Here is a 16857-nt window from a genome sequence, read left to right as displayed (position 1 = left end):
AGGGAAGAAGTATGGGATCCACATTCTCCGGATTAGAAATTGGTAAAAGAGGTCTTGCGGCTCATCAGCAGGCCTTACAAACTACCGGCCATAATATTTCAAACGCGGATAATAAACATTATTCTCGCCAAAGAGTTGTTTTACAAGCGACTGACCCTCTGTACGAACCTTCTTTGAATCGCGCTCATCTTCCTGGCCAGATCGGTCAAGGTGTTGAAATCGGTTCCATCGAACGTGTTAGAGATAATTTTATCGATGATCGAATTATTGAAACTTCTGGTGTAAAAGATTATTGGGCAGCAAAGAATGAATATCTCTACCAAGCAGAGAATATTTTCAACGAGCCTAACGGTACTACTCTTAGAACTTTAATGGATAAATTCTGGTCTTCTTGGGAAGAACTCGCAAATTATCCTGAAGATAACGCACATCGCTCCGTAGTTTTAGAAAAAGCACAAGGCCTCGGAAGTAGAATTGAAGATGTGTATCGTAAACTTTCTCAATTGAGGGATCAATCGAACCGTGAGATCGAAGCTCATGCACTTCATCTGAATACGATCGGGGAGAATATCCGTACTTTAAACGAAAGGATTGCTAAGTCGGAAGCTTTAGGCGATAGACCGAACGATCTTTACGACAAAAGAGATGCTCTTCTCCAAGAACTTTCTGGCTTAACTGATATCACAATTGGTAGAAGTGATGAAGACGAGCTGATGGTATTTATTGGCCAGCAGATCCTTGTCCAAGGTGGCAAGCTCAATAAAGTCGATATATTAGGAAATCCTTCTAAAGATGGTTTATTAGATCTTTATTGGAAGGTTACTGGAGATCCCGTCCTTCTCCGAAAAGGAAGATTACAGGGTTTGATCGAAGTTAGAGATAAGATCCTGGGTGAGAAAATCGATCAAGTGGATGCTCTTGCGATCAACGTTATGGACGTGATCAACGAGATCCATAAAGACGGTTTTGGTTTGAATGGAAATACGAATCAGAACTTCTTCGATATTCGTTCTTTGGCTTTGAATACTTTCGGTGAATATGATTCAGACGGCGATGGCCAGAATGATATTTCTGCGATCTTTAGAGTAACAGGTAAGAATACTTTGGATCCGGATCGTCCTGTAGGGATCAGCGGAACCATGACATTCTTAAAACCTGACGAAAAAGAAACTCAGGTTTTAATTCCTTATTCTGCAAATGATACTCTGAACGGTATTATTAAACGTATAAATGCTTCTAAGGTTGGTGTTGTGGCTTATATGAACCATGATAACCAATTAGCATTCAAAGCGACTGTTGCAGAAGATTCTCCTAAGAAAAACTTCATTCTTAGACATATTGAAGATTCTGGAGAATTATTAGTTGGTTTGACTGGAATGCTGATGGCTTCCGGACCTTCTGGTGCTTATGATTATAAACGTTTGGGAGAAATTACCAAACTTCAATCTAAGCCGGAAGACATTACTTTAACTCCACATTTTCATCCTTCTTCTCATTTTAAAGTGAATGAGCATATTGCGAATAACGTAGCAAATATCGCGGCAGCAAGAGGAAAGGACGTTGGTGGAACAGGAGATTATAATTCTCCTGGGGGTCATAAGGACGGTAGGAATGCTCTTTTAGTAGCTTCTTCCCTTAGAAATAATCCTGTGATGGTGGATTATTCCAAAACCACAGATGATTTTTATAATAGTCTGATCTCTAAACTTGCAACAGAAGCAAGAGAATCAAAACAAGAATTTGGGATCCAATCAGATCTTATGACCGAACTCGAAAATATGAGACAGTCGGTGATGGGTGTAAGTTTGGACGAGGAAATGGCCAATATGGTCCAGTTCCAGCACTCGTACAATGCGTCTGCGAAGATGATCAACACTATGAATGAAATTCTAGATACGATCATCAATCGTTTGGGCGCATAATTCCGCCGGAATAGCAAGGAGGCGAAGCCATGATGCGGATCACTAACATGATGCAAAATAACAGTCTGGTGAGGACTTTGAATCGTCACCAGTTGTCTTTGGACGAAACCCAAAACCAATTGGGGACAGGACAAAGAATTAGGACTCCTTCCGATGATCCTGGCAGGGCGACCAACCAAATGTTCTTCCGATCTAGAATGAACGAGTTGGATACTTTCCAAGCAAACATTGACGATGGCTTTGGAAGATTACAACAGATCGATGGCGAATTAGACAGAATAGGTAACTTATTCCAAAGAGCGAGAGTTCTTGCGGTCCAAGCTTCTAACGGTATTTATCAAGGTGATAAAGGTTTCGAATTAGAAGTCGCTGTTGGTAAAGAGATAGATGAATTACTTAGAGCGTTAGTCGATATAGCAAACACTAGAGATGCCACTGGAAGACCTCTCTTTGGCGGACATGTGATCGAAAGACCTCCTTTTGAACCGATTGAATCCAAAATTAAAGGACTCCAAGGATTGGAATTAAAGAACCAATACATCGGAGTAGAATACAGAGGAGATATCGGAGAGCAGATCAGAGAGATCGAAAAGGGAGAATATATCCCAGTTACTATTCCTGGAAACAAAGTGTTCTGGGGAACGAACATGAGTGTTACCAGCCGTGTGGATAACTCAGGTTACGTTGCAGTCTCTGATCAAAAGTTTAAGATAGATGGAGTAGAAGTTCAGGTTTCTGCTGGCGATACCATCGATGATATCATAGATAAGATCAATAACTCTCCGATCGAGGCTAAGGCGAATAAACTCGCTCAAGATAATATCAGTCTTAGCTCCACCGCACCTCACCAGATCTGGTTAGAGGATGTGGATGGCGGAACTGTTCTGAGAGATATCGGTTTGATCGATTCTGGCAATTCTGAACCTCCTAATAATTACAGTAAATCTGCAACTGTTACTGGACTTTCAGTATTCGATGTATTGATCCAATTCAGGAACGATTTGATCCAGAAAGACCAAGAAAGAATTTCAGGTCGTGATATCCAAGACTTGGATCTTGCATTAGAAAATGTTCTTCGTTATAGATCCATTGTTGGTGCAAGGATGAATCGTATGGAGGAACATTCTCAAAGAGTTTCCTTCGATAAATCCTATATGACCGAGTTACTTGCTAAAAACGAAGGGATCGATTTCCCAGAAACTATCATGAACTTGAAGTGGCTGGAAACAATCCATCAATATGCACTTAACGTAGGCTCCAAGGTAATCAAATCTACTTTAATGGACTTTCTAAGATAAGAGTGAAATTCTCCGATATTAGGTCGGGGAATTCTTCTTGTAGTGATTTGAAAAAAGTATAAACTTAGAGCCATGCTCTGAAAAATAGGTCGGTCGATGATTGAGATCCAAAGCAAACCTTTCGGAAAAATAAAAGTTTCGGAGCGACAACTTATCAAATTTCCGGAAGGACTTCTAGGTTTCGGGGGATACAAAAGTTTCGCCCTAATCGAAGAAGACGAAGAGTCAGTATTCAAATGGTTGCAGTCCATCGACGAAGTGGACCTTGCTTTTGTTGTAATTCCACCTTCTTTATTTAAAAAAGAATATAAACCCATTTTGAGCCAGGAAGAACTTTCTCAAATCGGGTTGCAGGATGTTTCGGAAGCTTTGACCTTAGTCATTGTGACGATTCCGAATGACGATCCGGCTTCTATGACCGCAAATCTACAAGGCCCTATTTTAATTAATAAGACTGATTTGACAGGTCGCCAATTCGTATCACGTAACGAGATCCATTCTGTACGTGAAAGAATTTTGGAAAGCGCCACTGTGGAGATGTCCTAAGTGCTCGTACTAGCTAGGCGTACTAATGAATCCATTATCATAGGTGACGATATTGAGATCGTTATCGTGGATATCAAAGGGGATCAAGTAAAGATCGGAGTCAAGGCTCCTAAAGAAGTTTCCGTTCACAGAGCGGAAGTGTATCGTGAAATCCAGGCTGAGAACAAGAAGGCCGCCGGTGCGAAAATTAAGCCGGAGGAATTGGGAAAAATTGGCAGCATGCTTAAAAAAACCGATTCGGGCAAAAAAGAAAAATCTTAATCTTCTAAGTTTCTTTCTTACCCTTCTATTTACGATTTCCTGTTTGTCTTCCCAAAGAAAGGGAATGGCTTCCTCTTCGGATTCAATCGTATTATATTATCTTAAAAAAACCTCAGAGACTCCAATTTTCTTACAGGCTGAGACTTGGTTGCCTATCGCTTCCGGAGTTTTGACTGGAGCAGGGCCGGACCAATTGGATAAGGCAGAGTTCATTTCCAGATGGGAAAAACTTTTTAAATTCACTGGAATTTCGAATTCAGGAGTTTTTAATTCGGAACCAGTCCGACTATTTACTGAAGAAGAATCTTCCCGCCTGGGAGAATTATTATACAGAGCAGAGACGGAAATTCCAGACGGACTTCCACAAGCTTACCAAGTAATTATTAAAAGAGAAGATCCTATCCGTCCTGGGCTCAGGATCAGAAGGACTATTTTTTATATTAGAAATAGCCCGGAAGGAATCGTATTAGAATTTTCTGAAGTAGGACAGGTGCTTGATTTTCAAACTACTTACTCTTTTCAGGACTGGACATTAGTTCCTATCATTAAGCCAGGACCTTCTTCCGATAATTCTATTTATCTTCCTGAGATCAGACCGGAAGGGCTAGACTATCTTGTTTTACTAAATGAAGGAGAAGAGGTTAAAAATCGTATTCTAGTAAAGAATGGCTTTTGGACTGCGAACCCTTCTAAGAAGAACGTAGGAACTCCTACCAAAAAAATCCCTAAAACTATAGAAGATCGCCTGAGGACTTTACAGGATCTTTTGGATAAGGGATTGATCTCTAGACAGGAATACGAGAAGAAGAAGGCAGAAATTTTAAAAGAGCTATAGCCCGCAATGCGGACTATAGTCGCGTTGCTCTTGAAGCCGGCGTTACCGACTATAAATTCTTAACTAATCCTACAGTTCCGCCGTAATTTCCAAATTGTTCGTTGTCAGTAGTGGAACTTAAATTAGGCACTGCGCCTGCTTCCACGACCTGACCACCGGAAATAGAAGGCCCTTTAACTTCTCCTACACTGAAATAGGTAAGCTGATAGAATCCGCCAAATCGAATACCGAATGTTTCGAAAGGTTTAATTACAAAACCTGTTTCGAAAGTCATAGTAAATCCGGAAGCTCCTGCAAAGAATCCGTCTTTGGATTTGAACGCATTAAAATCCAAGCCATTATATGCACCTGCAGTAGCACCTGTATCTACACCTAACTGAGCGGAACTTAAAGATAAGGTTCCCCAGAAGAAGCTTGTATCACCTCGGAAGTACCAGTTCATCCAGCTCCACATAGGAACTGCGACACCGTAATCTAAAGAAAGTGTAGTGATATTATATCTAAGATCTCCAAATCCAATCGCATACCCTGACATTCCATCGGAACTTCCTGAACTAAAACCTGGGAGCTTGAGTCCGAAATTGGAATAATCTCCACTGGTTTTACTTTGTCCATAACCGATTGAAAATTCGTAGCTTACATCATTCGAAGTGTTTAAGTTGAGAGGTCCCCATCCATACTTTACCTTCCATTCATTGGTGGTTGTAGTAATTTTATCAGTAGTATATCTATTAGAAGTACTTGTAGTAGTAGTTTCAGTTGTAGATTTCTCTCCCAAAGAGGCCACAATACCTATGAATGTATTATCAGATAGTTGGTGAGAATATCTGATCTTAGGAAATCCGCCACTTGGAGTGGTCTTACTATCTTCTTTGAAGAATTCAGGAGTTCCGCCTAATGCGCTTCCTGCAATCCTTACACTATTCAAGATTCCGTTAATAGATTGAGGTCCACCTTGGTTCAGGCTTCCTGCGACTCCATCTAATTCCAAAATATGTAATAAACCATTTCCATATGCACTTCCATTACTTGAGGAAGAGTTATAAGAATCGCTGCCTCCGATAGGAGCTTGGTTCTGAGGTGGTTGCTGTTGGTTATTGTTCGTAGGTTGATTTTTAGGTTGTCTTTGATTATTCGGAGGTGTTTGTCCAAATAAGGAAAAGCAAACTAAGTAAGTTGCCAATAAAGCTAGGATCTTTTTTTTCATGAGGTGCCAGAGTAATAATTTTTTTCCCAAAACACCAATTATTCTAGATGAGAGCAAGGAAAAAAACAAAAGACCGGAGCGGCCCCCGAAAGGGCCGCTCACGTAGTGAGAATAGTGAAGAGAATTGGATATATGTTAACTATTTACCGGGTTATTGGTACTTAGGTAACAATCCATAAATACCATACCCATATAACCGATTGAAAAGACAGATTTTTTTCACTTACGAACTGTTTTTTTAATAAGAAACCTTCAATAAGATCTTCGCTTCACGAAATAAATTTCCAGCTTCGATTGGAGTCGCAGATTTTGCGCTCATAGTTTGAAAACCATCCATGATAGGGAGTGGTTCGGAAATTTCTTGGAAGTCTGCTCTTATCTCAACAAAATCCTTAAATTTTAAACCGAGTGCTGAGAGAATTATATCAGCTTTTTTGCGAGCATCCTTTGCTGCTAACTGCAAAGCTTCTTGAGAAGCCTTCTCCAAATTTGCATCCGTTGCCTGCAATCGGATCCCAATGATTTGATTTGCTCCATTTTGTATGGACTCATCAATTAGTTTGCCTGCAGACTCTACTTTAGCTCTTATTAAAACTGTATTAGACGCTACATAACCTTTGATCTGTCTCGCTCCAGATTTAGGATATTCGTATATTGTTTGCAGACGAATTGCTTCTGTTTGTAACGAATGTAAAGACTGCTTTTTGAGATATTTTACAAGAGAATCAGTCTTTGAGGAAGTTTTCTCATGAGCTTCTTCTGCTGTTTTGGATTCTGTTTCTACTCCGATACGAATTTCTATAAGTTCTGCAGGAACTGCAACTTTGGAGAATCCGCTAACAATCAGAACTTTTTCTTGTTCTGCAAATGTGGAACCGAAGCTAGCGAATAATAATATGCACCCGAATAATATTTTTTTCATAAAAACTCCAGAGGTAAGACCTTTTTCCGTCCGGGGAAATTCCCGAACGGTTCCGGATTTTTAGATTTTATTCCAAGTTATAAAAAATGAAATTTGTAAGAAGAAACTTTCAGTATTTTACGAATTCTTTATCGAGTTCGTCTTGGTAACGGCTGACTCGTTTTTTTAAGTTCTTCTTCCCTACATAATATTTTCCTTCTTCTTCTCGTTTTGCTTTTTCCGTAAATTTTTCGGAACGGTGAGAAAGATAAGGATGTGTCATAAAATATTCTTGGATGGGAGAAGAGGCATTTTCCTTTCCACCGCTTGCTTCCTGAAGTTTTAGAAAGGTTCTTCCCATTGCAAATGGGTCGTAATATTCCCTGAGCAGTAGATCGTAACCGTAAGAATCCGCTTCATCTTCTTGATTTTTTCCGAAAGCAGATTTTAAGAGTAAAGATGCAGTCAGGTCTGCAAGCTCTCCTAAAGTAGAGGCACCGATCTTCTTCGCTAATAATTCTCCTCTTACCATATCCATGCAGTGAGAAAGTTCTACGTGACCAATTTCATGCCCTATTACAGCTACTAATTCTGCCTCTGAGTTTACCATAGAGAGAAGTCCCTTTGTTACAAATAAGATGCCTCCTGGCATTGCATAAGCATTTGGAACGGAAGAATCCATTATAAAAATCCTATATTCGAACCTTTTCTCTTTCCCAATTGTAAGATTTGAAACTAAACTTCTTAAATAGATCAGATCTGGATCTTTTTCATCTGCATAGGACTCGTAACGTAATGCAACTGAATCTCCCAGCTTCTTCTCATCCAAATCGCTAATAGGCATTAGCTTTGTGAGAGAACGATCCAAGGTTTTGATCGGTTTTCCCAATAACTGAAATGCAGGAGAAAGAGTGGCAGGCATTTCTACATTCGCCTTACTCTTTACTGCCAAAAATGAGATGGCTGCTCCTGATGCTAAAAGTATAACAAAGAATAATAATCGATTACGGAGCATCTGTTTTCTCCTTATTCCCAAATTTGCTGTAGAGAGTGTTCATTAGGATCAGTATTCCTCCCACTCCCAAGAATACTAAAGCACGAGTGATCGTAGAAGATTGAGAAAGATCCCAGAAGATCAATCTAAGTAGACATATGAGCATTGCTACCAAGGACACATAACGGAAATGTTCTTTTTTCAGAATAAGTCCTATTGAGAATACGATGAACACTTCTACCATCCATAATAGAGTTAATAAAGAAGAATCAAAACTCCAGAATAAGAAGAAAGCTCCTGCTGCAAACAAAGGATAGAATATTGTATAGTCAGACCTTTGGTCCAGTTTTTCAGAAAGGCTTCTGATCTTACCAGGATAACCTTCTGCTTCTATTCCTTGGAATGGAGGAAGAAGCTGGATCCTTACTAAGTAAGCAGTCTGTAACACGATCCCGACAAGTCCACCCAACCATTCTTGGTTCGCCCAATATTCAGAAGGAGTTAGGGAAGAACTGGAAATGAATGCTACATGGATACATGAATACCAATAAAAACAGAGAGAATAAAATCTGAATCTGGAAATTTCCCAAGAAGTTTTTAAACTGATCTGATTTAAGAAGAATGCCCAAGCGACCCAAGCTACTGGTAACCATGTATTCGGAATTTCTAATGCGATGATTGCAGTGATAAATATTCCCGTTAATTCCCAGAACAATGGTAAAAGAGAATTCCAATAGTTTGGAGTTTCTTCTTTAGGATTTGGGCTTTTTGCCCAATATAAAAATACTCCGATTGCTAATGCTTGGATCAAAAATCTGATCTTGAAAATTCCCACATATAATTCTGATTGTAGATGGACCAGAATATGAGCGCTTAAAAACAATCCCACGAATATCAGTGCAAAAAATTGCCACACAGACCCCGCAGAATTGATGGAAGACTTCCAAGTGTTTTCCCAAATTTTCTCTCTTTCTGAGAAAAAGTTTTTGGTTTCTAAATATACCAAGGAAAGAAGAAGCCAAAGTATTCCTGGTAAGAATGGAGAAAGACTTTGAGTAGTCCAGTAAGCCAAGAATACGATATGTAAGGATAGAAGTGTCGCCCCTGGAGAAGAAAAATATCTGATCTTGTCTGAACCCATCTTCACTTTAGAAAGAGGGATCATCAAGAAACAGAATAGGATCGTAGGAAGATCTCTTAGTAGTACTTCCCATCTTTCCAAAGAATAAATTCTATAGATCACTTCAAAGTGTAATGCAGCAACGAAGAAGAAAATCCCAACTCCTAAACCGTTCCAATTCCTATTTTGTCGGATAACCAACAAAATTACTCCGAACGCAGGAAGATATAGCTCCGAATGTTTCCAATCAAATAATTGGAAACAAATAGCGGAAGCTAATAATCCTGAAAAAAGTCCTGCCGGAGAAATTCTATCATCTCCTCCGACACCATAAATATCGTCGCTTGCAGTAGAACTTTCCTTATTTCGGATCTCATCATAGGATTGGATCAAGAATGTAAGGATGATCATCACTATCGTGGTGATAATGATTGGCCAAGCTCCTAAATTCAATCCACCGAAGTATTTTATGATAAGAAGAAGAATATACCAAACCCAAGAAATATGAAGAAGTACTGCTCCTATATTCTTAAGTAGGTTTTCTTTTTCTTCGGCACTTATGACAAAGAAGATAGAGAATAAAAGTGAAACATATACATTGATCAGGAATAGATCGACTTCCCATCGAGTGAGTAATATGATCCCGATAGAAGCAAGAGCTAAAGAGACTAAAGTATCAGTGAGATAAAGCCAACGAATGTTTAATTTTTCTCGAGCGGTCCTGGCCCAGAAAAATAATCCGATAGAAACAGAGATCAGTACAGGAGGATTCCATTTAGATCCTGTTGAATAGACTGATAATCCTAAACCGATCCCGGCCCAAATAATCAAGTGAGTTATAAAAGGAAGTCTTTGGAGATTTGGAGAAGAATATACTTTTCGATAATGAGCTAAGATGGATGGAATTCCAACAACAAGAGTTCCTAAAATTCCCCAAGTTCTAGAATGAGGAGAATTTAGCACATGTAGTTGTTCTGTGAAATGTCCTTTATAAAGAAAATTTAAAATCAAAAAGGAGATCGCAGTTTGTATTAAATGAAATTCCCATTTAGTTTTATAAGATAAAACCACACTGAAAGCAGAAACTCCAACAGCTAAGAAGAAGATCAAAGTGCTCAGTGGAAGTATCGCCAAAGAGATTAAACTTAATACTATATGAAGACTCGCAAACTTTTGCTGAGAAGTCTGCCATGCAAGTCCTAGGTTTACTAAAATTCCAGCAATGACTAAGAGGAGCGCATAAAGTTCAGACTCTATCCATTTCATTCCTGGAACAGAAACTGCTGCTATACAAGAGAATAAGATGACTGCACCTGAACCGCTTCTGATCCAATATCCGATCTGTTCCCAGAATTCTTTTTTAACTAGAAGAATAGAAATTACGAATAGGCCGATTCCGATCCCTAATACCATTAAGAATCTGAAGAATGGAGACATGTTCAAGGCTGCATAAATTCCTAAGAATCCAACACCCATCACAAGTATGATTGTTCCTAAGATCCCGGTCCAATTATTCGCGATCTGTTTCTCAAATTTTTCCCAAGCCTCTGATTTTTTAGCTATAGGTTGAGGTTCTTGTTTTATAATAGTTGGAGGTACAATCGCTGCAGGTTTTGGAGTTTTTGTAACTGGCTTGGAAGAAGGGACTTCTTTCTTGGCTTCTGGGATTGTTTCTTTTACCAAGATAGGCTTTTCTTCTTTGATAGGAGGCCTTTTCTTTTCTACCTGAGTTTCTGGAAGGGTAGAAGGCCCCTTCTCCCTTAATTGATTCTCCAGATCTTGGATCCTTTCCGAAAGTCCGTTGATCTTGGACAATAAAATGAAGGGAACGATAAGGTAGAATACTCCGGCAAAGAATGCTAATAAACCGATGAAAAATTCCATAATAGGTAGGCCTTTTCGAGTAACGCGTCCTTGAGGATCACAACTTTCTTAAATTTTGGAAAAAAAATGAAAGTTTTAGAAAAGTAGTTTCTAGCGTTATTTAGTCCATTAGTATTTGAGGGCTTATTCCCTTGGTGATAAAAGTTTGGAATCTTCCCTTTCACAGCTCAACATCCTCAGACAGTTTTTCGAAAGGATCGGGGACGGAGTTCTTGTATTCTCCTCCTCTGGAAATCTGATCGAAGCAAATCCTGCTGCATTACAGATCTTAGGCTATTCCTACAAAGAGTTGAAGGAGATAGATTTTAATCTGATCTCTGATATTCGAAACGGGATTTTTGAAAATCTCAAAAAAGAAGAAAAGACAAACTGGTATTTGGGCTACTTTTTGCTTAAGAGTAAAGAGATCAGGACATTCTACTGCCAAGGTTTTAAGATCCAAGGTGAGTCTGATCCAGAATCTACAACCTGGATCCACATTCGCTCTCCTAAACAACAAAGTGAACTTTCTAAAGAAGATATAACTCATCCGGAGATAGGATGGAGAGCTCTCGAAAAATTTTTCGATATGAATCCTTTGCCTATGGCGATCACAGAGATCGAAACAGGAAAATATCTCAAAGTAAACAGACAGTTTTGTCTCCAGGTAAAATATTCTGAGGATGAAATCGTTGGTAAAAGTGCATTAGACCTTGGCTTCTGGAGTTCTGCAGAAACAAGAGCGGATATAGTAGAAGCGATCAAAAAAGAAGGTTTTGTCCGAGATATAGAATTACGTTTTACGAATAAGCTTGGAGAAGAATTTTGGGGACTCTTCTCCGCCCACCCGATTGAATATGCGGGTTCCTTAAAACTTCTTACGATCACGGTTCCAATTACAGACAGGGTAAAAGAAGAAGTAGAAAAACAAAAACTTTTAGATGAGCTAAAAGAGAACCAAGAAATATTAAATCAGATCATTCGATTAAATCCTACTGCGATCACATTGTCCAAATCTGATGGAACTTACCTAGATGCAAATGATCTATTTTTAAGTCTGATTGGAAAAACAAGCGAAGAAATCATAGGCAAGTCGCCTGCTGATCTAGGAGTCTATTACGATCTAAGTGATAGAGAAATTATCCGTGGGCTTCTACTCCAAAAAGGTGCTGTAGACAATTTAGAAGTGAAGATGGGCACTGCGGATGGAAAGATCCGGTCCATTCTATTCTCCGCTAGAGTAATAGAAGCTGGCGGTGAAAAAAAGATCTTAGCCGTTGGTCACGATATCACTCATATCAAAGAAGCACAAGCCGACTTAGAAAACCTTGCTTCTGAGTTAGAAAAGAGTAAGGAACTTTTCCAAAGATTATTTCAATTAATTCCTTCTGCAGTAGTTCTTACTGATTTGGTTTCCAGAAAGATCATAGATGTGAACGAAAGATTTTTAGAAGTTATAAAACTCAAAAGATCTGAAGTGATCGGAAAGCTTACTACCGATATCAAGGTTTGGGATTACGATCCGGATAGAAGGGCCGAAATTTATAAACAACTAGATGAGAAAGGTGAGGTCAGTAATATCGAAACAGTTTTTCGAGCTGCTGATGGCACTGGCATTCCTGTTCTATATTCCGGAAGGATCGTAAAATTAAACGGTCGACCTCACGTTATCTCTCTTGCAACAGATATTAGAGATCGTCTAGAAGCAGAAGAACAAACCAGGAAATTGAACGCAGAAGTTCGACATAATAAGGAACTTTTCGAGAAAATTTTCCAGATGAATCCCGCGGCCGTTTCTCTTTCCGATCTAGAAACCGGAACTTACAAAGAGATCAACCAAGCATACTGCGAGCTAATCGGCTATTCAAGAGAAGAGATTATAGGAAAAACTTCCTTCGAATTAGGGATATGGAAAGGACCTTTAGATAGAGCAAAGATCCTCAAAGAATTAGAAGAATTTGGTTGGTCCAAAAATATAGAAGCAACTATCAATCGATCTGATAATACCGAAAGACATGTGATTTCTGGTAATAGGATATTTAAAATCGGCGACAGAACGATGCTTTTGGCTCTGCTGATCGACGTAACTGACAATAAAAAAATAGAACAAGAAAGAGATCAGTATCTTCTCCAGTTAGAGGAAAGCAAAGACCTTTTCGAAAAAGTATTCGATCTAAATCCGGATACAATATGTATTTCTGATCTAGAAACTGGTAAGTATATAAGTGTAAACTCAATGTTCTATGATTTGTTCGGATACACGAAAGAAGAAGCGATCGGAAAGAACTCAATAGATCTTGGGATTTGGCCTGATCCTAATCTCAAACATAAATTAGTAAATCAAATGAAAGAAGAAGGAATATTAAGGGATCTTGATATACCTTTTATTAGAAAGGATGGAACTAGGGTAGATTCAATTTTTTCGGGTCGTATTGTAAATTTAGTAGGAAGACCCGCAATCGTAGCTATTACAAAAGATAATACTGCAGGAAAGGCTGCAGCCAGGGAAAAAGAAGAAGAGAACTTAAAACTTTCCGAACAGGCAAGAGTTCTATTGAATATGGCGACAGATCCTGATTTTGCTTCGGGTAATATTTCTGCAGGTTTGAATAATATAGTCAAGATGTGCACGGAAACTTTGGGATGTGATCGTGCCTCTATATGGCTTTTTTCTGATAAAGAAAAAACTGTTTGGTCTTTGGTTTCAGGCTGGGATCAAAAATTTCAAACGCATATGGATCCTGTCGCAATGGATCTAAAACAATATCCTCGTTATTTTGCATCGATAAAGACGGAAAGATTTGTGGATGCATATGATGTGGTTAACGATCCAAGGACTTCTGAATTTGCGGAAACGTATAGTATTCCTCTCGGCATTCAATCTTTGTTAGATGCCCCCATCTTTTTAAGAGGTGAAATTTATGGAGTCATTTGTTTAGAACATAGAGGCACTCTTCGCAAATGGAAAGGTTTCGAACAACAATTCGTAGTCACAGTTGCAGAACAAGTCACTCAGCTATTATTAAATTCTGAAAGAAGAGAAGCAAAAGAAGAATTGGAACACGCAGTTCTGATCCGTACATCTGAGCTCGCTTCTGCTTTGGATAACTTGAAAAAGACCCAGGACCAGCTTATTCTTTCTGAAAAGATGGCCGCACTCGGACAGTTGGTTGCTGGTATTGCTCACGAGATCAATAACCCGTTAGGAGCAATCTCTGCATTAAGCGGTGAATTAAGAGCTTATTTAGATTCTTCTCCGGAACGTTTGAAAAAGTTGGGTCCAGTCTTTGCAGACACAGAACCGAGTTATATCAAACGGTTATCAGAGTTTATTCGTGCAGGAATTTCGAATAAAGAAATTCAGGTTTCAAGAGAAGAAAGAAGGAATGTTCTTAAAAAATTAAAAAATACACTGAGCGATCTTGGTTTTGAAAATTCATATGATCTTGCAGACAGATTGATGGACGTAGGGCTTTATCATTCCACTGAAGAATTTCCGGAAATTTTTGAAGCTAAGTCAAATCTTGCGCTTTTGGATTTTGCGATCGAAGAGATCCAAACATATAAAAATGCTGCATCTATTCGTCTGGCGGTGGATAGAACTTCTAAGATAGTTTATGCTCTTAAAAGTTTTGCCCATATCGATTCTGGAGAAGGTAAGATCGAAACAGATCTTGCAGAAAATATAGAGACTGTTCTTACAATCTATCATAATCAGATCAAAAATGGAGTAGAAGTAGAATTGGACTTCCAAGCAAGACCGATTATCCATGCGTATCCAGATGATTTGATCCAGGTTTGGACAAACTTAATTTACAATTCTCTTCAAGCCATGCAGTTCAAAGGAAAGATTAAAATTTCCATTTTGGATTCTGACTCTGATGTTTCCGTTCTAATTTCGGATAACGGTCCTGGTATTCCATTGGAAATTAAATCTAAAATATTTGATCCTTTTTATACCACTAAAGCTCCTGGAGAAGGAAGCGGTCTTGGCCTAGATATTTCCAGAAGGATCGTTTTAAAACATGGAGGAAGAATAGAATTCAACTCCAAACCTGGGAAGACAGTATTTAAAGTACTTCTTCCTAAGATGTAATTTAGGTTTTAAAGAATTCTACTTCTTTTTTCAATGAGCTTGCTTGCTGAGCCAGCTTCTCGGCAAGAGAATCAATATCGTTTACTATCCCATTCAAAAACTCAGTAGCTTCTGAAATACTTCCAATCGTTTTAGAAAATTCTAAAGAAGTTTGGGATTGTTCTTTTGTATGATTTCGGATCTCTTCTGCAGATCGGATCAGTTCAGAAAATGCGTTCTTTACCTGAGCGCTTGCGATTAACTGCGATTCAGATAAGGAAGACACCTGCAAAATTCTTTGAGATGTATTTTGGGCAGTATCTCCTATTCTTCTGAAAGCGACTTCAGTGTTTCCTAAAACTTCTCTTCCTGAGTTGGTTGCCTTTACTGCTTCTGCTAATGTTGCTCGGATCCTTTTTGCATTTTCCTGGGTTTGTTCTCCCAGTTTGGAAATTTCCTGAGCTACTACTGCAAAACCTTTTCCTGCTTCTCCAGCACGGGCAGCTTCAATAGCTGCATTCAATGAAAGAAGTCCGATTCGATCCGTAATCTCATGGATCACATTCACACTCGCTTCCATTTTAGCTGTATTGGATTCTATCTCTGCCATTGCTTCTCGGGTTGACTGTAGCGCGGATTCTCCATTAGAAGTTTCTAATCTCATTCTTTCCGCGTCGTTTTTTGTATCCATAAGAGAAGTATGAACATTGCGGATTCTATCTTCGAGTTCGATAAGAGATGCAGATGCTTGTTCTACAGTATCTGATTGGCTTTCAGCTCTGGAGGAAGTAGATTGAATAGATGCCGCAATTTCTTCTACCCCTGAACTCATCTGTTCAGTGGAAGCAGCTTGTTCTTGCATTTTTATAGAAAGACCTTTTGTTTTTTCTTCTAAAACTCTGGAACTTTGAGAAAGTTTTTCTGATTCTTTAATTACAGTCTTAACAACGATCCTAAGTCGTTTCACAAAATCGTTTAACATTTTGCTACTTCTTCCCAGTTCATCCGTTGAAACCATAGGAAGTAGGATGTTCAATTCACCTTGGGACATTTCCGTAAACGCATTCATCATATTTTTAGAGTTCCTACGAATACTGGAAGCCAATAGATACGAAGAGATAGTAAGAGTGATCACCATAAAAACTATAGTGAGGGAAAGTGCTAAGGTAACATCTCCCAGTTTCAACCAACCAGAAGTCTCTTCTACTAAAAGATATCCGAAGATCACCACAGGCAGCATAGCGATTGATGCGATTGTAGAAATAATCCTTATGAAGATAGAAACCTTACGAATATCTTTTTCCTCTAACGGAAGGCCATTTAATCTATCTGATTCCAGCACTTCTGCGAGTACGGATTCGGTTAAAAAGAAATGAGAAATTCCTAAAGTAGGGTAAATGATCAAAGGTAAGAGCAGAAATGGAGCAGACTCGAAAAATTCGGGGATGAAGAATAAATGCATCATTTTCCAAGCTGCTGGAATTCCGTAACTCCATTGTACGATATAAAATCCAGTGTTGAGAAGAGGGAAGTTCAGAAGTTTTTTCTTAACATCTACCTTTCCTTTTGTGTTTAACTTTTCCCAATTATTGGGTTCCAGCTTCGATAAGAGCCTTCCTAAATATAAAAATCGTATTGTAGGGAAAAAATATGAGGTGGTCAATACGACTGTGGACGACCCAATGAGTGCAATCGCCTTATTGAAATCATACGCTCCGGCAGCGATAATAAATAAAACGGCCAAAGGGACGGCAAGAACTGAAGTTAGTAGCTCCAAGCCTAAGGTCAGTCTCCATCTGAGTTTTCTAGATTCTCCCCTCGTCATTTCCGTTCTT

Annotated in this window: 11 protein-coding genes; 6 read left to right on the top strand and 5 right to left on the bottom strand. The window is 38.9% G+C overall.

Translation table 11 applies throughout. The features are described 5' to 3' along the window. Positions 1–11 precede the first annotated feature (11 nt). The 5 genes from flgK (at position 12) to CH362_RS01410 (ending at position 4862) form a co-directional block, all read left to right on the top strand. Positions 12–1922, top strand: a complete 1911-nt coding sequence (gene flgK / locus CH362_RS01430; RefSeq protein WP_100708575.1) for a flagellar hook-associated protein FlgK — start codon at positions 12–14, stop codon at positions 1920–1922. 32 nt (positions 1923–1954) lie between these two features. Further along, a complete protein-coding gene (locus tag CH362_RS01425) occupies positions 1955–3220 on the top strand; it encodes a flagellar hook-associated protein 3 (RefSeq protein ID WP_100708574.1) in 1266 nt (421 codons plus the stop codon). Between the two features lie 96 nt (positions 3221–3316). Then, positions 3317–3766, top strand: coding sequence for a flagellar assembly protein FliW (gene fliW / locus CH362_RS01420; RefSeq protein WP_100708573.1), 450 nt, complete (start codon positions 3317–3319; stop codon positions 3764–3766). Then, positions 3767–4027 (top strand): carbon storage regulator CsrA, encoded by a 261-nt coding sequence (csrA, locus tag CH362_RS01415; protein ID WP_020769544.1) that lies wholly within the window; start codon positions 3767–3769, stop codon positions 4025–4027. Then, entirely contained in the window at positions 3945–4862 is a 918-nt protein-coding gene (locus tag CH362_RS01410; protein ID WP_425269003.1) for an SHOCT domain-containing protein, read from the top strand. Before csrA ends, CH362_RS01410 begins: the two co-directional genes overlap by 83 nt. Before the next feature lie 49 nt (positions 4863–4911). Here the strand turns inward: CH362_RS01410 and CH362_RS01405 are convergent, their stop codons facing one another. From CH362_RS01405 to CH362_RS01390, 4 genes are all read right to left on the bottom strand, one after another. Next, positions 4912–6069 carry a hypothetical protein gene (locus tag CH362_RS01405; RefSeq protein ID WP_165780215.1) on the bottom strand — a complete coding sequence of 386 codons (1158 nt, stop codon included), beginning with the start codon at positions 6067–6069 and terminating at the stop codon, positions 4912–4914. A 238-nt stretch (positions 6070–6307) separates the two neighbouring features. Then, positions 6308–6991 (bottom strand): SIMPL domain-containing protein, encoded by a 684-nt coding sequence (locus CH362_RS01400; RefSeq protein ID WP_100708570.1) that lies wholly within the window; start codon positions 6989–6991, stop codon positions 6308–6310. Positions 6992–7100: 109 nt separating this feature from the next. Then, the gene (locus CH362_RS01395) at positions 7101–7985 is read right to left on the bottom strand and encodes a M48 family metallopeptidase (RefSeq protein WP_100708569.1); all 885 of its coding nucleotides are present in this window, start codon (positions 7983–7985) and stop codon (positions 7101–7103) included. Then, on the bottom strand, positions 7975–10968 hold the full coding sequence (locus CH362_RS01390) for a DUF2339 domain-containing protein (RefSeq protein ID WP_100708568.1): 2994 nt from the start codon (positions 10966–10968) through the stop codon (positions 7975–7977). Before CH362_RS01390 ends, CH362_RS01395 begins: the two co-directional genes overlap by 11 nt. Positions 10969–11113: 145 nt before the next feature. On the opposite strand from CH362_RS01390, the gene CH362_RS01385 reads away from it, so the two are divergent. Further along, entirely contained in the window at positions 11114–15043 is a 3930-nt protein-coding gene (locus tag CH362_RS01385) for a PAS domain S-box protein (RefSeq protein WP_100709226.1), read from the top strand. 1 nt (position 15044) lies between these two features. On the opposite strand, the gene CH362_RS01380 is transcribed toward CH362_RS01385, so the two are convergent. Beyond that, positions 15045–16847 (bottom strand): methyl-accepting chemotaxis protein, encoded by a 1803-nt coding sequence (locus CH362_RS01380; protein ID WP_100708567.1) that lies wholly within the window; start codon positions 16845–16847, stop codon positions 15045–15047. Positions 16848–16857: the final 10 nt, after the last annotated feature.

Source organism: Leptospira saintgironsiae (assembly GCF_002811765.1).
In the GTDB taxonomy this organism is placed as follows: domain Bacteria; phylum Spirochaetota; class Leptospiria; order Leptospirales; family Leptospiraceae; genus Leptospira_B; species Leptospira_B saintgironsiae.
Note: the sequence above shows the minus strand (reverse complement) of the source record. Positions and strands in the feature narration are given on the sequence as shown.

Excerpts from the sequence above, each read along its gene's own strand:
- CH362_RS01400 (WP_100708570.1), bottom strand. The coding sequence starts at position 6,991 with ATGAAAAAAATATTATTCGGGTGCATATTATTATTCGCTAGCTTCGGT.
- CH362_RS01425 (WP_100708574.1), top strand. The coding sequence starts at position 1,955 with ATGCGGATCACTAACATGATGCAAAATAACAGTCTGGTGAGGACTTTG.
- CH362_RS01405 (WP_165780215.1), bottom strand. The coding sequence starts at position 6,069 with ATGAAAAAAAAGATCCTAGCTTTATTGGCAACTTACTTAGTTTGCTTT.
- fliW (WP_100708573.1), top strand. The coding sequence starts at position 3,317 with ATGATTGAGATCCAAAGCAAACCTTTCGGAAAAATAAAAGTTTCGGAG.
- CH362_RS01380 (WP_100708567.1), bottom strand. The coding sequence starts at position 16,847 with ATGACGAGGGGAGAATCTAGAAAACTCAGATGGAGACTGACCTTAGGC.
- CH362_RS01390 (WP_100708568.1), bottom strand. The coding sequence starts at position 10,968 with ATGGAATTTTTCATCGGTTTATTAGCATTCTTTGCCGGAGTATTCTAC.
- flgK (WP_100708575.1), top strand. The coding sequence starts at position 12 with ATGGGATCCACATTCTCCGGATTAGAAATTGGTAAAAGAGGTCTTGCG.
- CH362_RS01395 (WP_100708569.1), bottom strand. The coding sequence starts at position 7,985 with ATGCTCCGTAATCGATTATTATTCTTTGTTATACTTTTAGCATCAGGA.